Raw genomic sequence first — 19434 nt, 5'->3', positions numbered from 1 at the left:
GAGATTAGCCCATAAATCACAAAAACGGCGACCACCTACGCGATCCGCGATCGTATGTCGCCGTCTCAAGCCACCAACAGCCGAGCCATATCTTGACTATATATGGCAGATTTTGAGTTGTGTCACGAGGCATCTCGCTTATATATGGCAGCACAGGGTCAGAAAACAAGCGTTTTCATACCCCCTATATGGCTTTTTAGCAAAGGTGTCTGCCATACATAAGCGAAATACATCCGGACAGACCCGCAAATCTGCCATACATAAGCGAGTTATGGGCAGATTGGAGGCTGATGACGTCCCAGTTCACCAGGTCCGTGGGGTTCGGACTCCCAAAGGACGGTGAATCGAACATGCATGCTGGATCCGTAGGCTTGGCCACTGAGCCGTGAAGAGGAAAGCCCAGTGGGTTTCCCTCAGGCGAAGTGAGCGGCTTGCCGCGAAGACCGCGTAGCGGTGCCTTGAGTGCATCAAGCACACACATTCAGCCCAGAGACTGGGGCTAAAAACCACAAAAACTACCGTTTTTTGTTGGAACGTCCCTTGAAGTAAATGTCGAACACTATCCAGACGGACAAAATGAACGCGATCACATAGCCGAGGAAACCAACGATCGGAATACCGAAAATCACCGGTTTGATGCCCGCATAGTACACAATCGACGAGCCGATGAACAATCCGACGACGATCAGCGCCATCGTAAGCCTGTTCACCATGTTGGCAAGCAGATGAATCGGTTCCTGCGAGCCGACCATCTCCATATTCACGCGCAATTGGCCGCGCGTGAGCATGCGGGACGCCACTTTCAGCTCATTGGCAGCAGCGAGCAGACTGTGTAGCGCCTGATGACCTTCGATAACCAGCGATTTCGCCTCATCCTTGGCGAAATCCTTCTTCGACGTGCTTGCCGCGATATGGTCGGAGATGATCTGAATCATATTCACGTCTGGAATGAACTCGTCGAGCAGGCCTTCCAAAGTGACCAGCGCACGCCCGACCGTGGTGACGGTGCTCGGCACTTCAATGCCGTGGCGTTGCGCCATTTGCGTCAATGCGGTGAGCATGGCGGCGATATCCAGCTCGGCCAAATCCACTGTGCCGAATTCCTTGACAATCACGTCCAAGTCGGCCAATAACGCCGGATAATCCTCCGGATCGGCCTCGGCACCGGCGAAACGCAGCAGACCGTCGGCAAGCGCAGGCGAATCCTGTTTGGCGACGGCAAAGATCATGTCCTTCAGCACGGAACGGGTTTTGGCATTAAGCCGACCCGTCATACCAAGGTCAAGCAGCACGATCTGCCCGCCGCGCACCATGATGTTACCCGGATGCGGATCCGCATGGAAGAAGCCTTCGTCAAGCACTTGCGTGGCGTAGTTGTCCACAAGTTTGGTGCCTATCTCCTTCAGATCGTAGCCCGCTTCAATAAGTTCGTTGGGGTGCGAAACGGAGATGCCCTCCACATAGTCCATGACCACCACATGCTCGGTACACAGTTCCGGGTAGGGCTTCGGGCAGTCCATGTATTTGTAGCGTTCGCAGAATCGTTTGAATTCCGCCAAATTGCGGGTTTCGATCAAAAAGTCGGTTTCCGATTCGAAGGTGTCCCACAATTCCTCGACCACGCCGGAGAGATCGACTACTTGCGCACTGTGCATGGTTTTGGCGGCTATTCGTGCGATGGTGCGCATGATGGACACATCCTGTGCCATGGTTTCGCGCACTCCCGGCCGCTGTACTTTTACGGCCACGTCCTCGCCGGTAGAAAGTTTCGCGCGATGTACCTGCGCAAGACTCGCTGAGCCAAGCGGCGTGGCGTTGATATGTTCGAAGATCTCGCCAACAGGACGACCATATTCGTCCTCAAGCACCTGCAGTACCGTACCGTACGGCATAGGATCGGCATCGGCGCGCAGTTTGGACAGCTCGTCGCAGAACGATTGGGGCAGGATTTCGGATCGCATGGATAGGATCTGTCCGACTTTCACGAAGGTCGGGCCGAGCGCTTCGAACATAAGACGCATTTTGATGGGCGTCAGTCCGTGCACAATGTCGAACTGGTTGACGATTTGCGCGATTTGCGCGAGTCGTTTCAGTTTGCCGCGTCGGGTCAGGTGGTAGCGTTGCGAGAATGAGTCTTTGCGAGGGCCGAACAGTCCGATGGTTTCGGGTTGCGTAAAGGTTGCGCTGTTCTGTTTGCGCGATTGCGGGATTCCCGTTTTTTCCGCGGATTTGGCTGCCGTTGCCGCTGCCGCGTCGGGCGAGGGGTCTGCCGCGGGATTGATGACCGCGTTGACTCGGTCAGAAAGTGTGACCGGTTCTACGCTTTCGGGGCGGACCGCGTCCGGCTCGATTGGGGAATTCAAAGACATATCGCTGCTCGCAAACGTTGGTCGGATTACGATGAGTGGGATTCATGGGGGCTTGCGTCCCACGTATTTCATGCGATTCGCACGTTTCTTATCGATTCGCACGCGATTTTTCGAACGTTTCGCATGCCGTGCAAGTTTCGTATGGCGCGCATAGCAAATCGCCGTCTGAACGTGATGCGACGCGCAGACGGCGATGGGAACGATTGAACGTTACTCGGCTTTGGCTTCAGACTCCGCTTCCTTGACTTCCTCTGCAGTCTTGGCTTCGGAGGCTTCCTTGACCTCCGCGACCTTGTGCTTGAGTTCGGCGTTGAGGGCCTTGCCCTGTTCGACGGTCAGCTCGCCCTTCTTGACGAGATCGTCAACGATTTCCTGGCTCTTCTCAACCGTGGTCGCCAAAGCGCCAACGCCGGCGAGAAAGACCTTACGCAGGCCGTCACCAAAATCAAAATCAGCCATGATTACCTCCTTAGGTGATGGTGGTACCCACTCTATCGCATTATCTTCACAAATAAAGTCAACGAAACTGGTCAATTGTCGCAATTCTGCGGAAAGTTCGCTGCCGTATGCCCACAGCGTACGGAAAAACGAAAACGAAGCCGCAAAACGCAGGACAGTGAGATCGTGCGAAACTCACCCAAAAAACGAGCGGCCGATCAGCGCGGACGTGACATGGCCACGCGACGCGCATTGCTGGCAATCGTGTTGATGCGATCAAGTTCCGCACGCTGCGCTTCCGTCTGCCCTGCAGCGGCCGGATCGAACGAACCATACCGGCGTTCTGCGGCGGTGCGGATCAGAAAATCGGCGATCGCGGGATTCTTCGGCAGCAGCGAGCCGTGCATGTATGTGCCAATCACATTGTTGACGCGCGCGCCTTCCGTATGATCCTCGCCATTGTTGCCGGTGCCGTCCGCGTCGACAGTGCCGAGCGGCTGCACGCCTTCGCGCAGGAAGGTCTGGCCGGAATGGTTTTCGTAGCCGATGATATCGCCGAAATCGGCGGAATGCTCGGTCAGATTGCCGATCATGCGCACTTCCTGACCGACCGTGTACGCGCCGATCACGCCGATGCCGTCAAGTCGGGAACCATCCACCGTTTCGAAATATTCGCCGAACAGCTGATACAGGCCGCAGATCATGAGCATGGGGGTGCCGTCTGCGGCCAGCGAGCGCAGCAGGTCGGCGCGTTTGAAGAAGTCGTCGACGATTTTCTTCTGGCCGGTGTCTTGCCCGCCGCCGCCCAGAATCATATCGACGTGTTCGGGCCACGCGTCGCCCTGATTGTAGGCGTGCACGTGCGGTTCGTAGCCGTACAGCGCGAGTCGGCGCTGGATGGTGAGTACGTTGCCGGAGTCGCCGTAGATGTTCATGTCTTTCGGATATAGCGACACGATGTCGATTGTCTGGCTCATATCGTCTCCCTCATGCGTTTCATACGTTCTTCATGCGTTTTCATGCGTTGCACCGATTTTCATGCGTTTTTCGCACGTCTTGCCGGATTGTGCGGATACGCGCCGTCACTTGCCCACGCCAGCGTCGGCGACTTCGGCGATTTTGCCGAGCGCCGCTCGCGTTTTAAGCATCGCCGTGTACGTGCAGTAAATGTGCTTAGGGGTACCCGGATTTGCGTTCACGAACGTTGAGACGGCCTCTTCAAGTTCCGTGTTGACGCTGTTCACCGGCACTTGGTCGTATTCGAGGCGCAACGCCATATCCCATGCGCGTACGCCTGAAACCATGGCTACACCGGTGCCTCGCAGCGAGGAGAAATCCACGTCCCACAACCAGCTCATGTCACGCCCATCGGCGTACTCGTCGTTGATGGCGATCATGGTATCGCAGCCTTCAGGAGTGAAGGATGCGAGCGACAGACGGAATCCCATGGGATTTTTGACGAGTAGCAGTTCTACCGGCGAACCGTTTACGTCGATGACTTCGCCGCGTCCGAACGCCGGAGTGACTTCGGCTGCCGCGTCGATCATGGCTTGCGTGGTGGCGTGTGCAAAATCGATCATGCGCTGTGAGATTCCCACTTGTCGCAATAGTTCGTCGGTTACGTTCTCTTCGAACGGCAGGAACATTGCCTGCGCGTCGGCTACGACCGCTCGCACGACGGCCAGTGCGGCCGCCGCGTTGTATAGGTTGTACACACCTTCCAGTTTCACGCCGGTTTCGTACGTTTCGCCGTCGATGCCGAAGCTGGCACGATGGTCGCCTACGGCAAGCAGGGTCACGTCAGCCGGTAGCTGTTCCGCAGACTCTGCATTTTTCGAATTTTCTGCATTTCCCCCAGTTTTCGCAATTGCCGAGGAATCGTCAATCTCAATATTCTTGTCCGATTCTGCAGATTCGGACAAGTCAATACCAACTGAAGCTTCAGTATCAGTTGCCGATTCCGTATCAACCGTCGTGCGCATGTCATCGTCGGAAGGAAAGAAGCTGCGCAACGACTCGTCAAGTCCGAAATAGCGCACTTCCACACCATCTTCAGCATGTGTGACGTCCGCAAGTCGTGCGATGCGCGGATCCTCACGATTGAGCACCACGGTTCCGGTGGTCGCTTCGGCGACTTTGCTCAACAGTTTCGCGGTATTGTCGATTTCGCCGAAACGGTCGAGCTGGTCGCGCATCACGTTGAGCAGCAGGCAGTAGTCGGGCTGTACTTGTTTGACGAAATGCACCGCGTACGCTTCGTCGAGTTCCAATACGGCGATGTCGGCGTCCAGTTTGCCGCCGAGCGAAACTTCCGCCAGCAGCGACGAGACCACGCCACGGGTGAAGTTCGATCCGGTCGGGTTGGTGAACACCTTTAATCCCAACGATTCCAGCATGCTTGCCACCATACGAGTGGTGGTGGTTTTGCCGTTCGTTCCGGATACGAGCACCACGCCGAGCGGCAGTTGCTGTAGCGTGCGTGCGAGGAATTGCGGGTCGATCTGTTCCACGATTTTGCCGGGGAACGCGCTGCCGCCGCCATGCGCCAGGCGTGAGGCCGCACGCACGGCTTTGCCAATCAACGGCGTTGCGAATGAGTTCCACGTCATGCTTATACCTCCTGCTGGCTCTGATAGTCCTGCGGCATATCTTTGAACTTGGAGTATGCGCCAAGGAACGCGAGATTGAAGGTATCGGTCGGGCCGTTACGGTGCTTCGCCATGATGATGTCGGCCTCGCCCGGGCGGTCCTCCTTGTCGTAGGCGTCCGGCCTGTGCACGAGGAACACCACGTCGGCGTCCTGTTCGATAGAACCGGATTCACGCAGGTCGGAAAGCTGCGGCTTCTTATCCTGACGCATTTCGGGACCACGGTTCAGCTGGCTCAACGCCACCACCGGCACTTCCAATTCCTTGGCAAGCAGCTTCAATGCACGCGAGAAGTCGGACACTTCCTGCTGGCGGCTTTCCACGGCCTTGCCGGAAGTCATGAGCTGCAAGTAGTCGATCACCACTAATTTCAGATCGTTCGTCTGCTTCAATCGGCGGCATTTCGCACGAATCTCCATCAAACTCATGTTCGGACTATCGTCGATGAATAATGGTGCGTTCTGCAGTTTGTCTTGCAGATTATTGAGGATATTCCAACGTTCCTGCGTAATATCTTCCGCTCGACGCATGGCTGCCAACGGAATATTCGTTTCCGCGGAGATAATTCGTTGCGCAAGTTCGTTTTTGCTCATTTCCAAGCTGAAGATCACGGATGTCATATTGTGGTGCAACGCGGCGGATCGTGCGAAATCGACGCCGAGCGTGGACTTGCCCATGGCGGGGCGTCCTGCAACGACGATCATCTGGCCCGGCTGCAGGCCCTGCGTCACTTCGTCGATGTCGCGGAATCCGGTTGGTACGCCCTTGGAGACTTCGCCGTTCTGCAGTCGATCGATTTGGTCAAGGGTGTCGGTGATGACGGTGCCGATCGGCGCGTAATCCTGCCTCACTTTGCCGGTCGACATTTCGTAGACTTCGGCCTGTGCCAGGTTGACGACGTCTTCGGCTTGGGATCCTTCGGCCGTGTAGCCGAGCTGCGCGATTTTGGTGCCGGCTGCGATCACATTGCGCAAGATGGCACGCTGGTGGATGATGTCGGCATAGAAGGTTGCGTTGGCTGCGGTCGGCACGGATGCGACGAGGCTGTGCAGATAGTCGGATCCCCCCACTTTTTCGAGGTCGCCGTCTTTGAGCAGCTGGTTGGCCACCAGCACCGCATCGACGGGCTGCGATGCGGAGAACAGGTTGATGATGGCTTCGTACACGGTTTGGTTGCGCGGCTGGTAGAAGTCGGTGATGTCAATCATCTGCGAGACTTCGCCGATGGCGTCTTTGCTCATGAGCATGCCGCCGAGCACCGCCATTTCGGCGGCGTCGTCATGTGGCGGCACACGGTCGAAGATGGCGTCGCGAATAGCCGCTCCGGATGTTCCGGAAGTGCTGCCATTGCCTGAAAAACCGCGGCTTTGCCCTTGATTCAGGCCGTTGTTCCAAGAATTGCTCTCCGCCATGCTTCTCCAGCTCTTCGATGTGTGGTGTACCGGGAAAAACCATAATACCTGTGCCGCTTCACGAATGATGTTGCGATGAGATTCTGGAGGAATCTCCGCATTGGCAGGATCGAAATCACCCAACACGCGCGAATCGGTTCGCTGTGGATAAGAAAGCCGAAAAAACCCGAGTTATCCACATACTGGGGATAACTATGTGGAAAACATATCGAGTTATCCACCAAATGGGGATAACCAAGTGGACAACTTGGGGACATCTTTCGTACGGGTGCCCATTCCCCTGGTTTTGACTTGCTTAAGTGAACTGAAGGTGATATGTTCCCCACTTTTTCTTAAACGATGGGTTTCCGACGACGCGGCGGGTACCGCATCGGCAATCATGTCGCTTTGCCGGGCATTCGCTCACAGCCTACGCGGCCTCACATGTGGTAGCGGGTGGCGTTGTACATGGTTCGGACAAGGGTTTCGCGCCATTTGCTCCATCCGTACTGTTTGGAAATAGTCTCGCCGGACGTGGCACCCAACGACGAACCGTCAGCACGAGTCAGGTCAAAGAGCATGTCAAGCAGCAGCGGATCATGGTCAAGACGGGACGCCAATTCGTCGCCGACATTCGGATCATTAGGATTCTGACCAGTCGCAAACTCCGACAACGTAAGATGCTCGCGCACCAGCAACGTGACCCACCAAATAATGTCACGGTCAAAACCCATACGTTTCAACACCGTAGACGCATGGCGGGCACCCTCCGCAGCATGATCGGCAACCCCCGGACGCTTGCCGATATCATGCAAAATACCAGCCAACAGCAACGCCTGATAATGCCGATCATCATAACGGTTTCCACGAGGTGTTTCACGGCCAAGCCGCGTGACCACCTCAACCGAATGACGGTCAATCGTGTAACGATGCACGGCCGAAGCGCTCGGACGATTACGAATCGCCAACCATTCCGGAATCAAACGACCCGGAATATCAACAAAATCAATCTCCTCCCACACCTGCAACAATGCGGGACCGCTCGCAAGCAAACGCAAGAACAGACTACGCGACTCATCATTCCACGTGCGATCATCAATCGGACATGACTTCAGATTCTGCAACGTGCCGGGCGCAATCGGCAGACCAAACTCAGCCGCAGCAACAGCCGCACGCAACGCAAGGCACGGATCAGACTTCGGATCGGCACCCGGCGCAAGTACGATCTCCTCCTCATGCTTGGCAATACCGGGCGCGACCACATCAAACGTAGGCGCCTGACGCTTACCGCCGCCACGAGGCTGGAACACCTGAAAAAACGCAAAACGAGGCTTCTCATGAGTCAACGAATGCTCGGCACGGGAAGCCGTGGAATCAAGCGAAAACGCGATCTGACGGCCAACACGCGCAAGCAACGTCTGCAAATCATCAATCGACTTCACCTCACGCTCGCCGCTCGGCAACGTCGGATCAGCCAAACCCAACATCGCCGAAACCCTCGCCTGATAGGGAGCGAGCAACATATTCGTGTCTTTATTGGCAACCAAATGAATGCAGTCACGCACATCCAGCAACCGTTCGACAGCATCATCATACTGGCCGTGCGGGCGGTCGGCAAGCCAAGAAGCGGCAAGCGCGGAGACCAGCACGGAATCTCGCAAACCACCGCGAGACTCCTTAATATCAGGCTGATTGCCGTACGCCATACGTCCGAACTCGTCCAAACGAGACTTGGCGGAACTCAACAATTCGGGCAAGCGCTTGCGGGCGGCCCTACGCCAACGTTCCAAAATGGAGACAGCCGTGGATTCGATCAGCTGCGTATCGCCCGCGATCGGCACCACATCCAGCCAACCCATCGCGGCGGGCAGATCATGGTCGGTGACCGCCTCGCACTGCGCGCAGGTACGCACCGACTGGTCAAGATCAAGACCAGAATCCCAAATCGGATACCACAATTTGTTGGCAAGCTCATTGAGCTGCTGGTCAGTGAACGCGTGAGGCTCATAAATGACCACCAAGTCAAGATCGGAACTCGGGCCCACCTGGCCGCGAGCCAACGAGCCCACCGCACCAAGACCAATACCAGTTTGTGGAACGTCAACAGAAACCGTCTGGCAGGCCTCCTGCCACAACTTCGTCAGGCAATCCATGGCCAAATCCGTACGGGCCTTTCGCTTCGCCGCACCATTGCGGTACACGCCGTCGGCATCCGGCTGACTCATATCCATGAAACGTTGTTTAAGACCATCAACCGCTGAAGTCATAGCAAATCCTTATGAATCTTCGCAAAAGCAAGCTAATCTGAGCAGGTAAAAAGCGAAAGTGGGAAATCCGAGGCAGAAAATCTGACTCGAAAATCGTATGAAAATCCCCGCACGGCGCGAAGCACGTACGGGGATCTGTCTATTGATAAACCGAACCTGAGCCCGGAGCCTTAATATCTATCCGAATGAATTATCAGATAGCGGCAGAGCCGGTCTCGCCGGTGCGCACGCGGGTCACCGAATCAAGCGGGGCGACCCAGACCTTGCCGTCGCCGATGGTGCCGGAGCCGGCGGACTTGACGATCACACCGACCAGAGTCTCGGCGTCGGCGTCGTCGGACAGCACCTCGATGCGAATCTTCGGAATGAGATCCACGGTGTATTCTGCGCCACGATAAACCTCGGTGTGTCCACGCTGGCGGCCGTAGCCGTTAGCCTCAGACACGGTCAGACCGTGAACACCTGCGGCAGCGAGGGCTTCCTTGACATCGTCGAGCTTATGCGGCTGAATGATAGCGGTAATGAGCTTCATCTCACTTCACCTCCTTGAGAACAGAGCTGGCGGTACCAGCAAAATCGTAAGCACGTTCGCCCTGATCGGCAAGATCGATGCCGCCGACTTCCTGGGCTTCGGTGACACGCCAGCCAATCGTCTTCTCCAGAGCGAAGGCGATGATGCCGGTGACAACAGCGGACCAAATGATGGCAATGAGGGCAACGAGGAGCTGCACAACCAGCTGCTTCCAGTCGCCGCCCGCGAACAGGCCGGTACCTTCGCCGAAGAAGCCGATGAGCACAGTGCCGGTGAAGCCGCCGACGCCGTGGACGCCGACAACGTCGAGAGAATCATCGTAGCCGAGCTTGAACTTCAGGCCGCAAGCGAGGCAGGTGAGCACGCCAGCGATGGCGCCGATCACGATGGCCCACAGCGGGGAAACCACATCGGCGGCCGGGGTGATGGCGACCAGACCTGCAACGATACCGGAAGCGGCACCCATGGCGGTGTAGTGGCCGGTACGGATCTTCTCAGTGAAGCCCCAAGAGAGCATTGCGGCGGCGGTTGCAGCGGAAGTAGAAACCCAAGCGTAGCCTGCGGTGCCGTTGGCGGCAAAAGCGGAACCAGCGTTGAAGCCGAACCATCCGAACCACAGCAGGAAAGCGCCAAGCATCACGAACGGAACATTGTGCGGACGGAACGGCTGGGTGCCGAAGCCCTTGCGCTTGCCGATGATCAGCACGATCACCAGAGCGGCGACTGCAGCGTTGATGTGCACGACCGTACCACCTGCGAAATCGTGGGCGGCAGCGCCGATGGCCTGGGAGATTGCGCCGTCAGCGCTCAGCAGACCGCCATTCCACACCATGTGGGCGAGCGGAGCGTAATCGAAGGTAATCCACAGCGCGACGAAAATCATCCAAGTGGAGTACTTGACACGTTCAGCGATAGCGCCGCAAATCAGAGCGACGGTAATCATGGCGAATGCGGACTGGAACGCCACATCGACGCTGACCGGGTAATTGTTGGAGTTCAGCGAAGCCGACGTGAAGACGCCACCGTCGGAAACCATGGAATCCTTCAACAGGAAGCCCGTGGCCGGATCACCGAAGACACCGCCGACCGAAGTGCCTGCGTAGGCGATGGACCAGCCCCACAGCACCCAGATCACCATTGTGACGGACAGAGCGGCCGCCTCCATGATCATCATGTTCAGCACGGCCTTTGCGCGGACCATGCCACCGTAGAAGAACGCCACACCCGGCGTCATGAGGAACACAAGGGACGCGGAAGTCAAAATCCACGCGGCATTTCCAGAATCAAGCTGACCCATGTCACCCTCCTCTTTCTTTCTTTTTGAGTTCACATTTCCGGCCCCATCGTATGGGGCTGACAAAACGGTATGGAACGCCGCCCGCGTTTTGAAAACGTTACGACGTGTTACAGCAAGGTAACGCCATCTCGCCATTACGCCAACCGAAAATGGCGGAATAAAGCGGCTGGCATGTTTTGTTTCAGATTGCGCACCGCTCCCAGACAAAACCAATATCAGCCCATTTTTCAGCGTATCTACCATATATACATATATAGGTGAGATAGGACTGGTCGGGGGTAAAAAGAAAGCCTCCCACGCGGGGAGGCTTTCTCGAGAGCGTAATCAGCTCAGGCGAGGATGCCGTCGACGAAGCCTTCTGGATCGAACGGGGCGAGATCGTCCGGGCCTTCGCCAAGGCCGACGAGCTTGACGGGCACGCCAAGCTCCTTCTGCACGGAAATCACGATGCCGCCCTTTGCGGAACCGTCAAGCTTGGAGAGCACCACACCGGTAATGCCGATGGCTTCGGCGAACACCTTGGCCTGCGTCATGCCATTCTGGCCGGTGGTGGCGTCGAGCACGAGCAACACCTCGTCGACCGGAAGGTTCTTTTCGGTGACGCGGCGGATCTTGCCAAGCTCGTCCATGAGGTTCGCCTTGTTCTGCAGGCGGCCCGCAGTGTCGATGATGAGCACGTCGACGTTCTCTTCCTTGGCCTTGGCACTGGCCTCGAATGCGACGGACGCCGGATCGGCGCCGTCCTTGTCGGAACGCACGACCGGAACACCGACCTTGGCGCCCCAAGTTTCCAACTGGTCGGCGGCCGCCGCACGGAAGGTATCGGCAGCGCCCAGCATGACTTGCTTGCCTTCGGAAACAAGCAGGCGGGAAAGCTTGCCCGCAGTGGTGGTTTTGCCCGTGCCGTTCACGCCGACCATGATGATGACGCTCGGTTTGTTCGCGCCTTCCTTATCGGCATTGAGGCGGCGATCCGTGTCAGTGCCTACGAGCTTCAACAGCTTGTCTTTCAGCGCGGCACGCACTTCAGCCGGGTCAGACTGGCCTGAGATTCGGGCATCGTTACGCAGTTCTTCAACTAGCTGTTCGCTGGCTTCCGCGCCCACGTCGGCAAGCAGGAGGGTGTCTTCAACGTCTTCCCAGTCGGCTTCGGAAAGCTGATCCTTCGCAAGAATGTTGAACAGAGCCTTGCCGAACGGATTACCGGATTTCGACAGGCGCGCCTTAAGACGCTGCATGCGCGTGCCGGCGGCTTCAGGAGTTTCATGAACCGGTTCGGGCTTGGCTTCGGTGGCTGGTGTAGGAGCCGCCGTTTCGGAAGAGAAAGCTTGAGCTGAGGACTTCTGCTGACTTTCAGCCAGAGCTTTTTCAGCTGCATCAACATTGGAATCAACGGACGGCTTCACCGTGGAAGAATCAGCCGCAGCCGACTTTGCTTCCGCAGCAAGACGGGCATCAGCAGCCGCTTTCGCATCCTCAGTGGACTTGTTGATGGCGTTCTTGCGGGTCTTACCGAGCCACCAACCACCAATCACCAGAATTGCCGCAATAACGACAACAGCGACAATCGCAATAATCACATTCGTATCCATGACTCCAGCCTAAAAAGCGCAACGGACACTCTTCACCTACCGTTCAGAATGTCCGATTCGGGAGAAACGGACAAGTAAGCATTGTCAATATGACACACGTGTCCGATTCTGCAGAATCGGACGATACGTGGAGGTAGGACGGTCAAGGAGCTATCCACGGGGCGTGAAAAACTGGACGGCATGGCCAATACATCCAGAATGACGTCGTATCAGCGACGCGAGCAGCTCATCGAAATTGGTCGTTCGCTGTTCGCGTCGAAGGGGTTCGAAGCAGTGAGCGTGGAAGAGATCGCCGCCACCGCGAAAGTGTCGAAACCCATTGTGTACGAGCATTTCGGAGGCAAAGAGGGCCTATATGCTGTGGTGGTGGACCGCGAAATGCGCGCGCTTACCGACACGCTCGTCAACGCGCTCTCCGACCCGCAAGCGCACCCCCGTCAAATTGTGGAACGAACGGCGCTGGCACTGCTCACCTATGTTGAGGAGAATGCTGAAGGATTCCGCGTTCTCACCCGCGATTCGCCGAAAACCGATCCGGCCAGCTCGTTTAATTCGCTTTTGGGAGACATCGCCCTGCGCGTGGAAGACATTCTCGCCGAAGCGTTCAAACGCCAGCATCTGCCGGCCAAGGGCGTGCCATACTACGCGCAGATGCTCATCGGCATGACCGTATATACCTGCCAGTATTGGGCGGACCAGCGCAGACTCAGCAAAGAACAGCTTGCCGCGCACATCGTGAATCTGGCCTGGCATGGCTTGAGCCGCATGGAAGCCAAGCCGGAACTGCGTTTCGAAAGCGACAAAGCCGCAAAAGAGGCGGAAAAGCAGGAAAGGCGCGAAATCAAGGAAATCGCGAAACGCGAGCGCAAGGCCGCAAAAGAGGCACAATCACAAAACAATACGGAAAGCCCAGCCGAGCAGAACGCTGAACAGAATACCGAACAAGGCGCAGCCGGAAGCCAAGGCACGCAAGCCGAACAGCAGTCGTAAAACCCAGCCGCACCCAGTCATCGTAAGCATCGCAGCCCACGCCAACAGGCGCCAGACGCAAGAATCGAACAGTACCAGCAACAGGGGAATCGCAAGCATCGCACAAGCCAACAAGCATCGACGAAAACTGACGAATCGTCAACAACGGTACCCTTAAGGGAAATTTCAGGTGCAGATTGCGCTATTCAGGGTGCCTATTGCGTACAAACCGTTCCTCTGAAGCGAACAAGGTGCTACGTTAGTTTCGTTACGCAGTGACCACGCGCCGCGCGCGGAAGGTCACCTCGGCCAACCAAGGAAGACTATGCAGGAGAAGAAGACGCTCACCTTTGTGGTGCCCGCGTACAACATGACCGAATATTTGGAACGATGCGTCATGTCGTTAATCGCAGCGAAGCGCAACGACGACATCGAAGTGCTGATCGTGGATGACGGCTCGTCCGACGGCACGCTGGAAATGGCGCAGAAATTCGAGGCCCGCTATCCGGGCATCGTGCGCGCGATTCATCAGGAAAACAAGGGGCACGGCGGGGCCGTCAATACCGGCATCGCGGCGGCAAGCGGCATGTATGTGAAAGTTGTGGACGCCGACGATTGGGTTGGCCCCGAATCGCTCGAACAGGTCATGGCCGTGCTGCGCGAAGAGGCCGATTCCACCGAGCCGATCGACATGCTCGTCACTAATTATGTGTATGACAAGGTTGGCAAGCGCAACAAGCATGTAGTGAACTTCCGACATGCCATGAAGGCCGGCGAGCGCCTGACTTGGAACGATCTTGGGCATTTCGGCTTGGCTGAATACATTCTCATGCACGCGCTGACGTACCGCACCGCCGTGGTGCGAGAGTCCGGCATGCAACTGCCGGAACACACGTTCTACGTGGACTTCATTTACGCGTACCAGCCATTCCCTTGGGTGAAGACCATGAAGTATTTGGATACGCCGTTCTACCACTATTTCATCGGGCGCGACGGGCAAAGCGTGCAGACCGACGTGATGATCCGCCGCGTCGACCAGCTGCGCCTCGTCAACCAGTGCATGGTGCGTGCAACTCCGGAACACAACACGGTGCCAGACGGCCTATACCGTTATATGATCCACTTTCTGGCGATTGAAAGTTCCGTGGCAAGTGTGTTCATGATTTTGTCTCGCGATCCGGAAAATTATGAGAAGAAAAAGGATATGTGGGACGACATTAAGGCGTACTCCCCCACTATTTACAAGGATGTGCGCAAGAAGGCCATGTCTCGTGCGTTGAATTTGCGCGGGTCGATCGGTCGTTTCGTGATTCGCAAGGGATATTTCGTGGCGGAACACGTCGTCGGGTTCAACTGATCGGCGCCATCTGCCTTATATATGGCAGATTCGCGGGTCCGTCGGATGATATCTCGCTTATATATGGCAGATATCCTTGGTAACAAGGTGACTTAGAGGGTATATTTTTACCCCCGAAGTCGCCTTGCCTACAAGCACGAGTGCCATATATAAGCGAAATGCCTCATGTCAACTCTTCAAATCTGCCATATATAAGCAAGATATGGGCAAAAACTGACGTACGAGGATGCGGATGCAGTCGTGAGGCTGTTGGAAGCAACACCGACGCTTCCAACAGCCTACGTTCATGCGGAACCTCCCCGAGCGCGGAAACCTGGCCCATTGGGACGAGGTTTGCCGGATTTCGGGGCTTTACGCTCAGTTCCAGCGGTCGGACATGGCGAAACTGTTGTGCATGAGATTGCTGGACGTGTAGAGCACGTCGTTGAGCAGTTTCGTGACGTGAATGCGCAAATATTCCGCCATTTCTTCGTTGGACCGCTGCAGTCTGGCGATGGTTGCAATACTTGTATTTTCCGTAATCTCCGCGGCCTCTGCACTCTCTTGCGATTCGGACACGCTCGTTTGCGCGGACATCTCACGCAATTCGGCATCAGTACGTTCCACCAGACGATGGCCGTAAGCGCGGGCCGATTCCGCAAATTCTTCGATCGCATTGCTGGTTTCGTAGAAATGCGCGTCAGCGAGCGCGGCGATCAAACGGTTCGCCCAGTACAGATTGTCGGTCGAGACTTCCGGCGTGGTGTCGCGCAGGTAGGCGGGCGTATCGTTGACGTTCGCATAGAACGGCGTGGCCGCGGTGAAGGGGCCGGAACCGTACGAAATCCACATGATCGAACGGCTTGTCTCCGGCGCGTACGGGCGGATCTGCATGGCCACCATATGCCCGGTGCGGTTGATGCCGATCGGACGGTAGCGATGGCGGCTTTCCGACGTTCCGAGCGTGCCGTACGGGTCGTAAGGGGTTCCCTCGAAGTGTGCGCTCATCAGGAAGTCGACGTCTTCGAGCGTCACAGCGCTCTCAGGCACGCGACACCACGGAATATCGTCGGACGCGGGCGTGTAGCGGGCGGCCGGCGAATCCCAATCCGCGCTTGGATTGAGGTAGCGCTGCATGTACCAGGCACGCGGAGTGTTGTAGATGCGGTCTTTGGTGGTGGCGGTGCCGAAAGCCGTGCGCGGATTGAAATGGCTGTGGTCCAGCGTCGCGCCGCTACTGCTATTGCCGCCGTCGTTCATACTGGCGTCTCCGAAAGCACTCGTCGGCTGGAATCCGAAGCCGCTACTTGCAGCCGCGCTCATAGTGCGGTCAAGGTGATGCGCATCCATGAATTCGCGCAAATCGGCACTGCACATGAATTCACGTTGGGTGTTGAAGGCGTCGTCGAAGTCGAAATCGTCGATGCCGAGCTGGTTGGGGATGGTCGCATAGCAGTCGTCCGGCACGCGGCGGGCGATCCAATGGTGCCCGCCGATCGTTTCGACATACCAGATTTCGTTTACGTCGGAAATGATGATGCCGTTCGATTCGTAGGTGCCGTATGTTTCAAGCAGTTCGGCGAGACGTGCAACGCCTTCGCGTGCCGTGGTGACGTAAGGCAGCACGAGGGTGATGATGTCTTCTTCTCCGATTCCGCCCGGGACTTCGGGGGTATTAGCGGCTTCGTTCGCCGGTTGCAGTTCAACGAGCGGATCAGCGGCTAGCACACGCTCGTTGACTGCGATGGTTTCGGTGGCGCTCATCGCCACATTGCGCTCGTTGACGCCCGCTTCCGCGAGAATTCCGCGATTTGGCAGCACGTTTGGCACAATGCTGTATCGGCATGGATTGTCGGGAAGATCGATTTCGACATGACTGAGCACACTGCGGTAATGCCGCGGTTGGTCTTGCGGTGCGACCGCAATGAATTTCTTGGGGTCGTAACGGCCGGAACCGGAATCATCGTCGCGTGCGATGATGGTGGAGCCGTCGTAGCTGGCTTTCTTTCCTACAAGAATCGTGGTACATGACATGCGTTCCACTGTACGAGCAGATATGCAGAAATGATGCTGCGATTCGCGGGAATTTGATGATATTTCGACGATGATTCGCGTTTTTCGTCACTTCCGACTTATTCGTGTGGCGTTTTGCGTAAATATGCTGTATACTAGCTCTCTGTTGCCCCTCTAGCTCAACGGTTAGAGCAGCGTCCTTTTAAGTCGTGGGTTGTGGGTTCGAATCCCACGGGGGGCACATGCGAAAAGCCTCGGAAGCCAATGTTTTCAACAGTCTCCGAGGCTTTCTTGTTTTTGCGGTCTAATGGGTCAAAGGCCGCAACCCAGCATTTACCCAGTACATTCACCGCTACAGGCATCGCAGACTCGACGTCATTCCATGACCGTCCGCAACGCATCTTGCGCCCATCCGACAGCATTAGAAACAGTTTCGACATGCGCGCGGGCGCGAATTCCGTGGTTTGGGGTACACTAGACATATTCGAACAAACGTTCGTATTTTGGGGAATTCTGGGGAATTCCCCACTATATACAGTGAGGAAACTCACGACACACCACTACCGGTAGTGTGTATGCTAGATAGTGGATTGCGTAAGCGAGCATAACCGAAGAACGTGGCCGACACGGCTTTCACAGACGACGAAAGCCATTTGCATAGGGAGGAAATCGAATGACCGTGACCGTCTTCACCAATCCGAGCAACCCGCAATGCGAAGCCACCGAACAGGAGCTTGCAAAGCTGGGCGTGCGTTACGATACCGTCGACCTGACGAAGAACCCATCCACGTTCGAACAGATTAAAAACGCCGGATTCAAGCAGATTCCGGTAGTCATCTCACCAAACTCCTCGTGGAGCGGACACAGGCCAGATCTGATTCGCCAGCTCGCACAAAGCTTCGCCGCATAAGCAAGTAGAAGTCGCAGTGCACCGAGTCCGCGAAGGCAGTGCGGGCACAGGTCACATGCAGCCGTGCACGGCGCAACCAATAGCGGACGCACCATACACGTTCTTCCACGAAGCTTCGCCATCTAGTCCATAAAGCAGTCATCCATAAAACAGTCAGACACTACATGCGGCTGGCCGTGGACGGGTCGAGCGTCATGGTCTGGAACCGATTGGCCATGAAGTCGTCGTCGAAATACGTGGCGAAGAATTGCGCAACAGGCGAATTCTGCGCAATACCCGCCATACGCGAATACCAGGAATCCAGCGCCATCAACGTCATCACACCGTCAACGAAAATCAGAGCGAAACACACCGCCGTCAACGTATAGCGAATCTTCCACGGAATACGCTGAATCATCGCAAGCAAATGCGGCAGAACCAGCTTCACCCACACCAAGCCGAGTATTCCCCAGAAAAACATGTATTTGCCGGATGTACGCCCATCAATCGACAGCCATTGACCCGTGTAATCCCACGCGCGAATACCGAACGCAACCTCCATGAACCAGCTGGTGAAATATTCGAACGCGCCGCCAATCACCGCGCTCGCGCAGAAAATCAGCATCCAATTCGACCGCCACAAGTGGTTGAGCAACACCGTCAGAATCACCGCGCCAAAACCGTAGATAGGCGAGAACGGCCCCCACAAAAAACCGGCGCGATCCTGCCATACGCCGAACAGCACATAGTGGTACAGCGTCTCCACTACCAGACCAAACACGCAACCGACCACAAACAGCCAGAACAAGTTGAAGAAATCCAACGAAATGTAGCCCTTGCCAGTCAGATCACGGCCGGCCATACCCTTCGAAACAGCCGTCTCATACTCGCTGCGCGCATCCAAACGACGAAGCGCGAACCGCAAACGTCGTTCCTCGCGCAGCGACGGATCAGCCGTGATATGCAACGCAACCAATACGAGCAGCTGCACGGTCGGACTGATCAAATTCACGCCCAAACCCTGCAACGCCAACGACAATAGGCCTTCCGCAAGCGTGAGCGGAATCATCAAATACGTCCATTGCGCGATATGCCGACGCTTGTTGAGAATCAGCAGCACGCCGAAAATCGCAAGGCATGCGGTGGAGACCAGCAGCACTGCAGCATGAATAATCGACAGAATAGTGGTGAGATTCAGCGCGCCAAACGCCAGTTTGCCGGAAAGCGCGGCGCGGACTGCGTACAGGCAGGAAATCACGATGATCGGCAACGTCACCACGCCTTCGACCAGCATGACGATGCCGTAGATGCGTGCAATCAGCGGCAGTCTGCGATCAGCCGGATTGTCATCATCTTCCGCTGATTGCGATTGCGTAATAATGCCCGCTTCTTCGATGGCTGCGATTTTGGTTTCGTCGGCGATGGCCTCGCTCACATCTTCAATCTTGCTCATGCTTGTTCGTCCTCCCTAGAACAACGCTACCAAAACCCAATCGCAGTGCGCTACACGAGATGATTGTTTGCGCGCAACGCGCACAACCTGCGATTTCTGTCTGCGCAAGTCACATGTCATCCCGCAATCACAAGATGTGCAGACAGCAGACTCGACGTGCACATACACAGAATGCAAGTTACGCGGTCGCCAACAGCAAGATTCACAGTCCTGCCGCGGTTTGTCGTGTTTATTTCAGTC

At 56.3% G+C, this 19434-nt stretch carries 14 protein-coding genes and 1 tRNA gene; 4 read left to right on the top strand and 11 right to left on the bottom strand.

Going from position 1 to position 19434, the window contains the following annotated elements:
• Positions 1-515 precede the first annotated feature (515 nt).
• The 9 genes from NBH13_RS07825 to ftsY form a co-directional block, all read right to left on the bottom strand.
• Positions 516-2369: an ABC1 kinase family protein gene (locus NBH13_RS07825; RefSeq protein ID WP_250779502.1), complete on the bottom strand. Its 1854-nt coding sequence runs from the start codon at positions 2367-2369 to the stop codon at positions 516-518.
• Between the two features lie 210 nt (positions 2370-2579).
• Positions 2580-2828: a phasin family protein gene (locus NBH13_RS07820; RefSeq protein WP_250779501.1), complete on the bottom strand. Its 249-nt coding sequence runs from the start codon at positions 2826-2828 to the stop codon at positions 2580-2582.
• 197 nt (positions 2829-3025) lie between these two features.
• Entirely contained in the window at positions 3026-3784 is a 759-nt protein-coding gene (locus NBH13_RS07815) for a type 1 glutamine amidotransferase (protein WP_250779500.1), read from the bottom strand.
• Between the two features lie 105 nt (positions 3785-3889).
• Complete coding sequence (locus tag NBH13_RS07810) at positions 3890-5416, bottom strand: Mur ligase family protein (protein WP_250779499.1); 1527 nt, start codon at positions 5414-5416, stop codon at positions 3890-3892.
• Positions 5417-5418: 2 nt separating this feature from the next.
• Positions 5419-6867, bottom strand: coding sequence for a replicative DNA helicase (dnaB, locus tag NBH13_RS07805; protein WP_250779498.1), 1449 nt, complete (start codon positions 6865-6867; stop codon positions 5419-5421).
• Between the two features lie 419 nt (positions 6868-7286).
• Entirely contained in the window at positions 7287-9113 is a 1827-nt protein-coding gene (locus NBH13_RS07800; protein ID WP_250779497.1) for a [protein-PII] uridylyltransferase family protein, read from the bottom strand.
• A 193-nt stretch (positions 9114-9306) separates the two neighbouring features.
• Entirely contained in the window at positions 9307-9645 is a 339-nt protein-coding gene (locus NBH13_RS07795) for a P-II family nitrogen regulator (RefSeq protein ID WP_003807443.1), read from the bottom strand.
• 1 nt (position 9646) lies between these two features.
• Entirely contained in the window at positions 9647-10942 is a 1296-nt protein-coding gene (locus tag NBH13_RS07790) for an ammonium transporter (protein WP_250779496.1), read from the bottom strand.
• Positions 10943-11271: 329 nt separating this feature from the next.
• The gene (ftsY, locus tag NBH13_RS07785) at positions 11272-12534 is read right to left on the bottom strand and encodes a signal recognition particle-docking protein FtsY (protein WP_250779495.1); all 1263 of its coding nucleotides are present in this window, start codon (positions 12532-12534) and stop codon (positions 11272-11274) included.
• Positions 12535-12714: 180 nt separating this feature from the next.
• Between ftsY and NBH13_RS07780 the strand changes: the two genes are divergently transcribed.
• A complete protein-coding gene (locus NBH13_RS07780; protein WP_250779494.1) occupies positions 12715-13524 on the top strand; it encodes a TetR/AcrR family transcriptional regulator in 810 nt (269 codons plus the stop codon).
• Between the two features lie 304 nt (positions 13525-13828).
• Positions 13829-14860, top strand: coding sequence for a glycosyltransferase family 2 protein (locus tag NBH13_RS07775; RefSeq protein WP_250779493.1), 1032 nt, complete (start codon positions 13829-13831; stop codon positions 14858-14860).
• 357 nt (positions 14861-15217) lie between these two features.
• On the opposite strand, the gene NBH13_RS07770 is transcribed toward NBH13_RS07775, so the two are convergent.
• Positions 15218-16873: a C69 family dipeptidase gene (locus tag NBH13_RS07770; protein WP_250779492.1), complete on the bottom strand. Its 1656-nt coding sequence runs from the start codon at positions 16871-16873 to the stop codon at positions 15218-15220.
• Positions 16874-17020: 147 nt separating this feature from the next.
• Here NBH13_RS07770 and NBH13_RS07765 point away from each other — a divergent pair.
• Positions 17021-17093: transfer RNA gene (locus NBH13_RS07765), tRNA-Lys, on the top strand.
• 432 nt (positions 17094-17525) lie between these two features.
• The gene (locus NBH13_RS07760; RefSeq protein ID WP_003833732.1) at positions 17526-17762 is read left to right on the top strand and encodes a glutaredoxin family protein; all 237 of its coding nucleotides are present in this window, start codon (positions 17526-17528) and stop codon (positions 17760-17762) included.
• A 160-nt stretch (positions 17763-17922) separates the two neighbouring features.
• Here NBH13_RS07760 and NBH13_RS07755 read toward each other — a convergent pair whose 3' ends face one another.
• A complete protein-coding gene (locus NBH13_RS07755; RefSeq protein ID WP_250779491.1) occupies positions 17923-19194 on the bottom strand; it encodes a putative ABC transporter permease in 1272 nt (423 codons plus the stop codon).
• Between the last annotated feature and the right edge of the window lie 240 nt (positions 19195-19434).

The organism is Bifidobacterium intestinale, from assembly GCF_023656765.1.
In the GTDB taxonomy this organism is placed as follows: Bacteria; Actinomycetota; Actinomycetes; order Actinomycetales; family Bifidobacteriaceae; genus Bifidobacterium; species Bifidobacterium hominis.
Note: the sequence above shows the minus strand (reverse complement) of the source record. Positions and strands in the feature narration are given on the sequence as shown.

Bases quoted from the DNA above. Each gene is read 5' to 3' on its own strand.
- NBH13_RS07825 (WP_250779502.1), bottom strand. From the start codon at position 2,369: ATGTCTTTGAATTCCCCAATCGAGCCGGACGCGGTCCGCCCCGAAAGC.
- NBH13_RS07820 (WP_250779501.1), bottom strand. From the start codon at position 2,828: ATGGCTGATTTTGATTTTGGTGACGGCCTGCGTAAGGTCTTTCTCGCC.
- NBH13_RS07815 (WP_250779500.1), bottom strand. From the start codon at position 3,784: ATGAGCCAGACAATCGACATCGTGTCGCTATATCCGAAAGACATGAAC.
- NBH13_RS07810 (WP_250779499.1), bottom strand. From the start codon at position 5,416: ATGACGTGGAACTCATTCGCAACGCCGTTGATTGGCAAAGCCGTGCGT.
- dnaB (WP_250779498.1), bottom strand. From the start codon at position 6,867: ATGGCGGAGAGCAATTCTTGGAACAACGGCCTGAATCAAGGGCAAAGC.
- NBH13_RS07800 (WP_250779497.1), bottom strand. From the start codon at position 9,113: ATGACTTCAGCGGTTGATGGTCTTAAACAACGTTTCATGGATATGAGT.
- NBH13_RS07795 (WP_003807443.1), bottom strand. From the start codon at position 9,645: ATGAAGCTCATTACCGCTATCATTCAGCCGCATAAGCTCGACGATGTC.
- NBH13_RS07790 (WP_250779496.1), bottom strand. From the start codon at position 10,942: ATGGGTCAGCTTGATTCTGGAAATGCCGCGTGGATTTTGACTTCCGCG.
- ftsY (WP_250779495.1), bottom strand. From the start codon at position 12,534: ATGGATACGAATGTGATTATTGCGATTGTCGCTGTTGTCGTTATTGCG.
- NBH13_RS07780 (WP_250779494.1), top strand. From the start codon at position 12,715: ATGGCCAATACATCCAGAATGACGTCGTATCAGCGACGCGAGCAGCTC.
- NBH13_RS07775 (WP_250779493.1), top strand. From the start codon at position 13,829: ATGCAGGAGAAGAAGACGCTCACCTTTGTGGTGCCCGCGTACAACATG.
- NBH13_RS07770 (WP_250779492.1), bottom strand. From the start codon at position 16,873: ATGTCATGTACCACGATTCTTGTAGGAAAGAAAGCCAGCTACGACGGC.
- NBH13_RS07760 (WP_003833732.1), top strand. From the start codon at position 17,526: ATGACCGTGACCGTCTTCACCAATCCGAGCAACCCGCAATGCGAAGCC.
- NBH13_RS07755 (WP_250779491.1), bottom strand. From the start codon at position 19,194: ATGAGCAAGATTGAAGATGTGAGCGAGGCCATCGCCGACGAAACCAAA.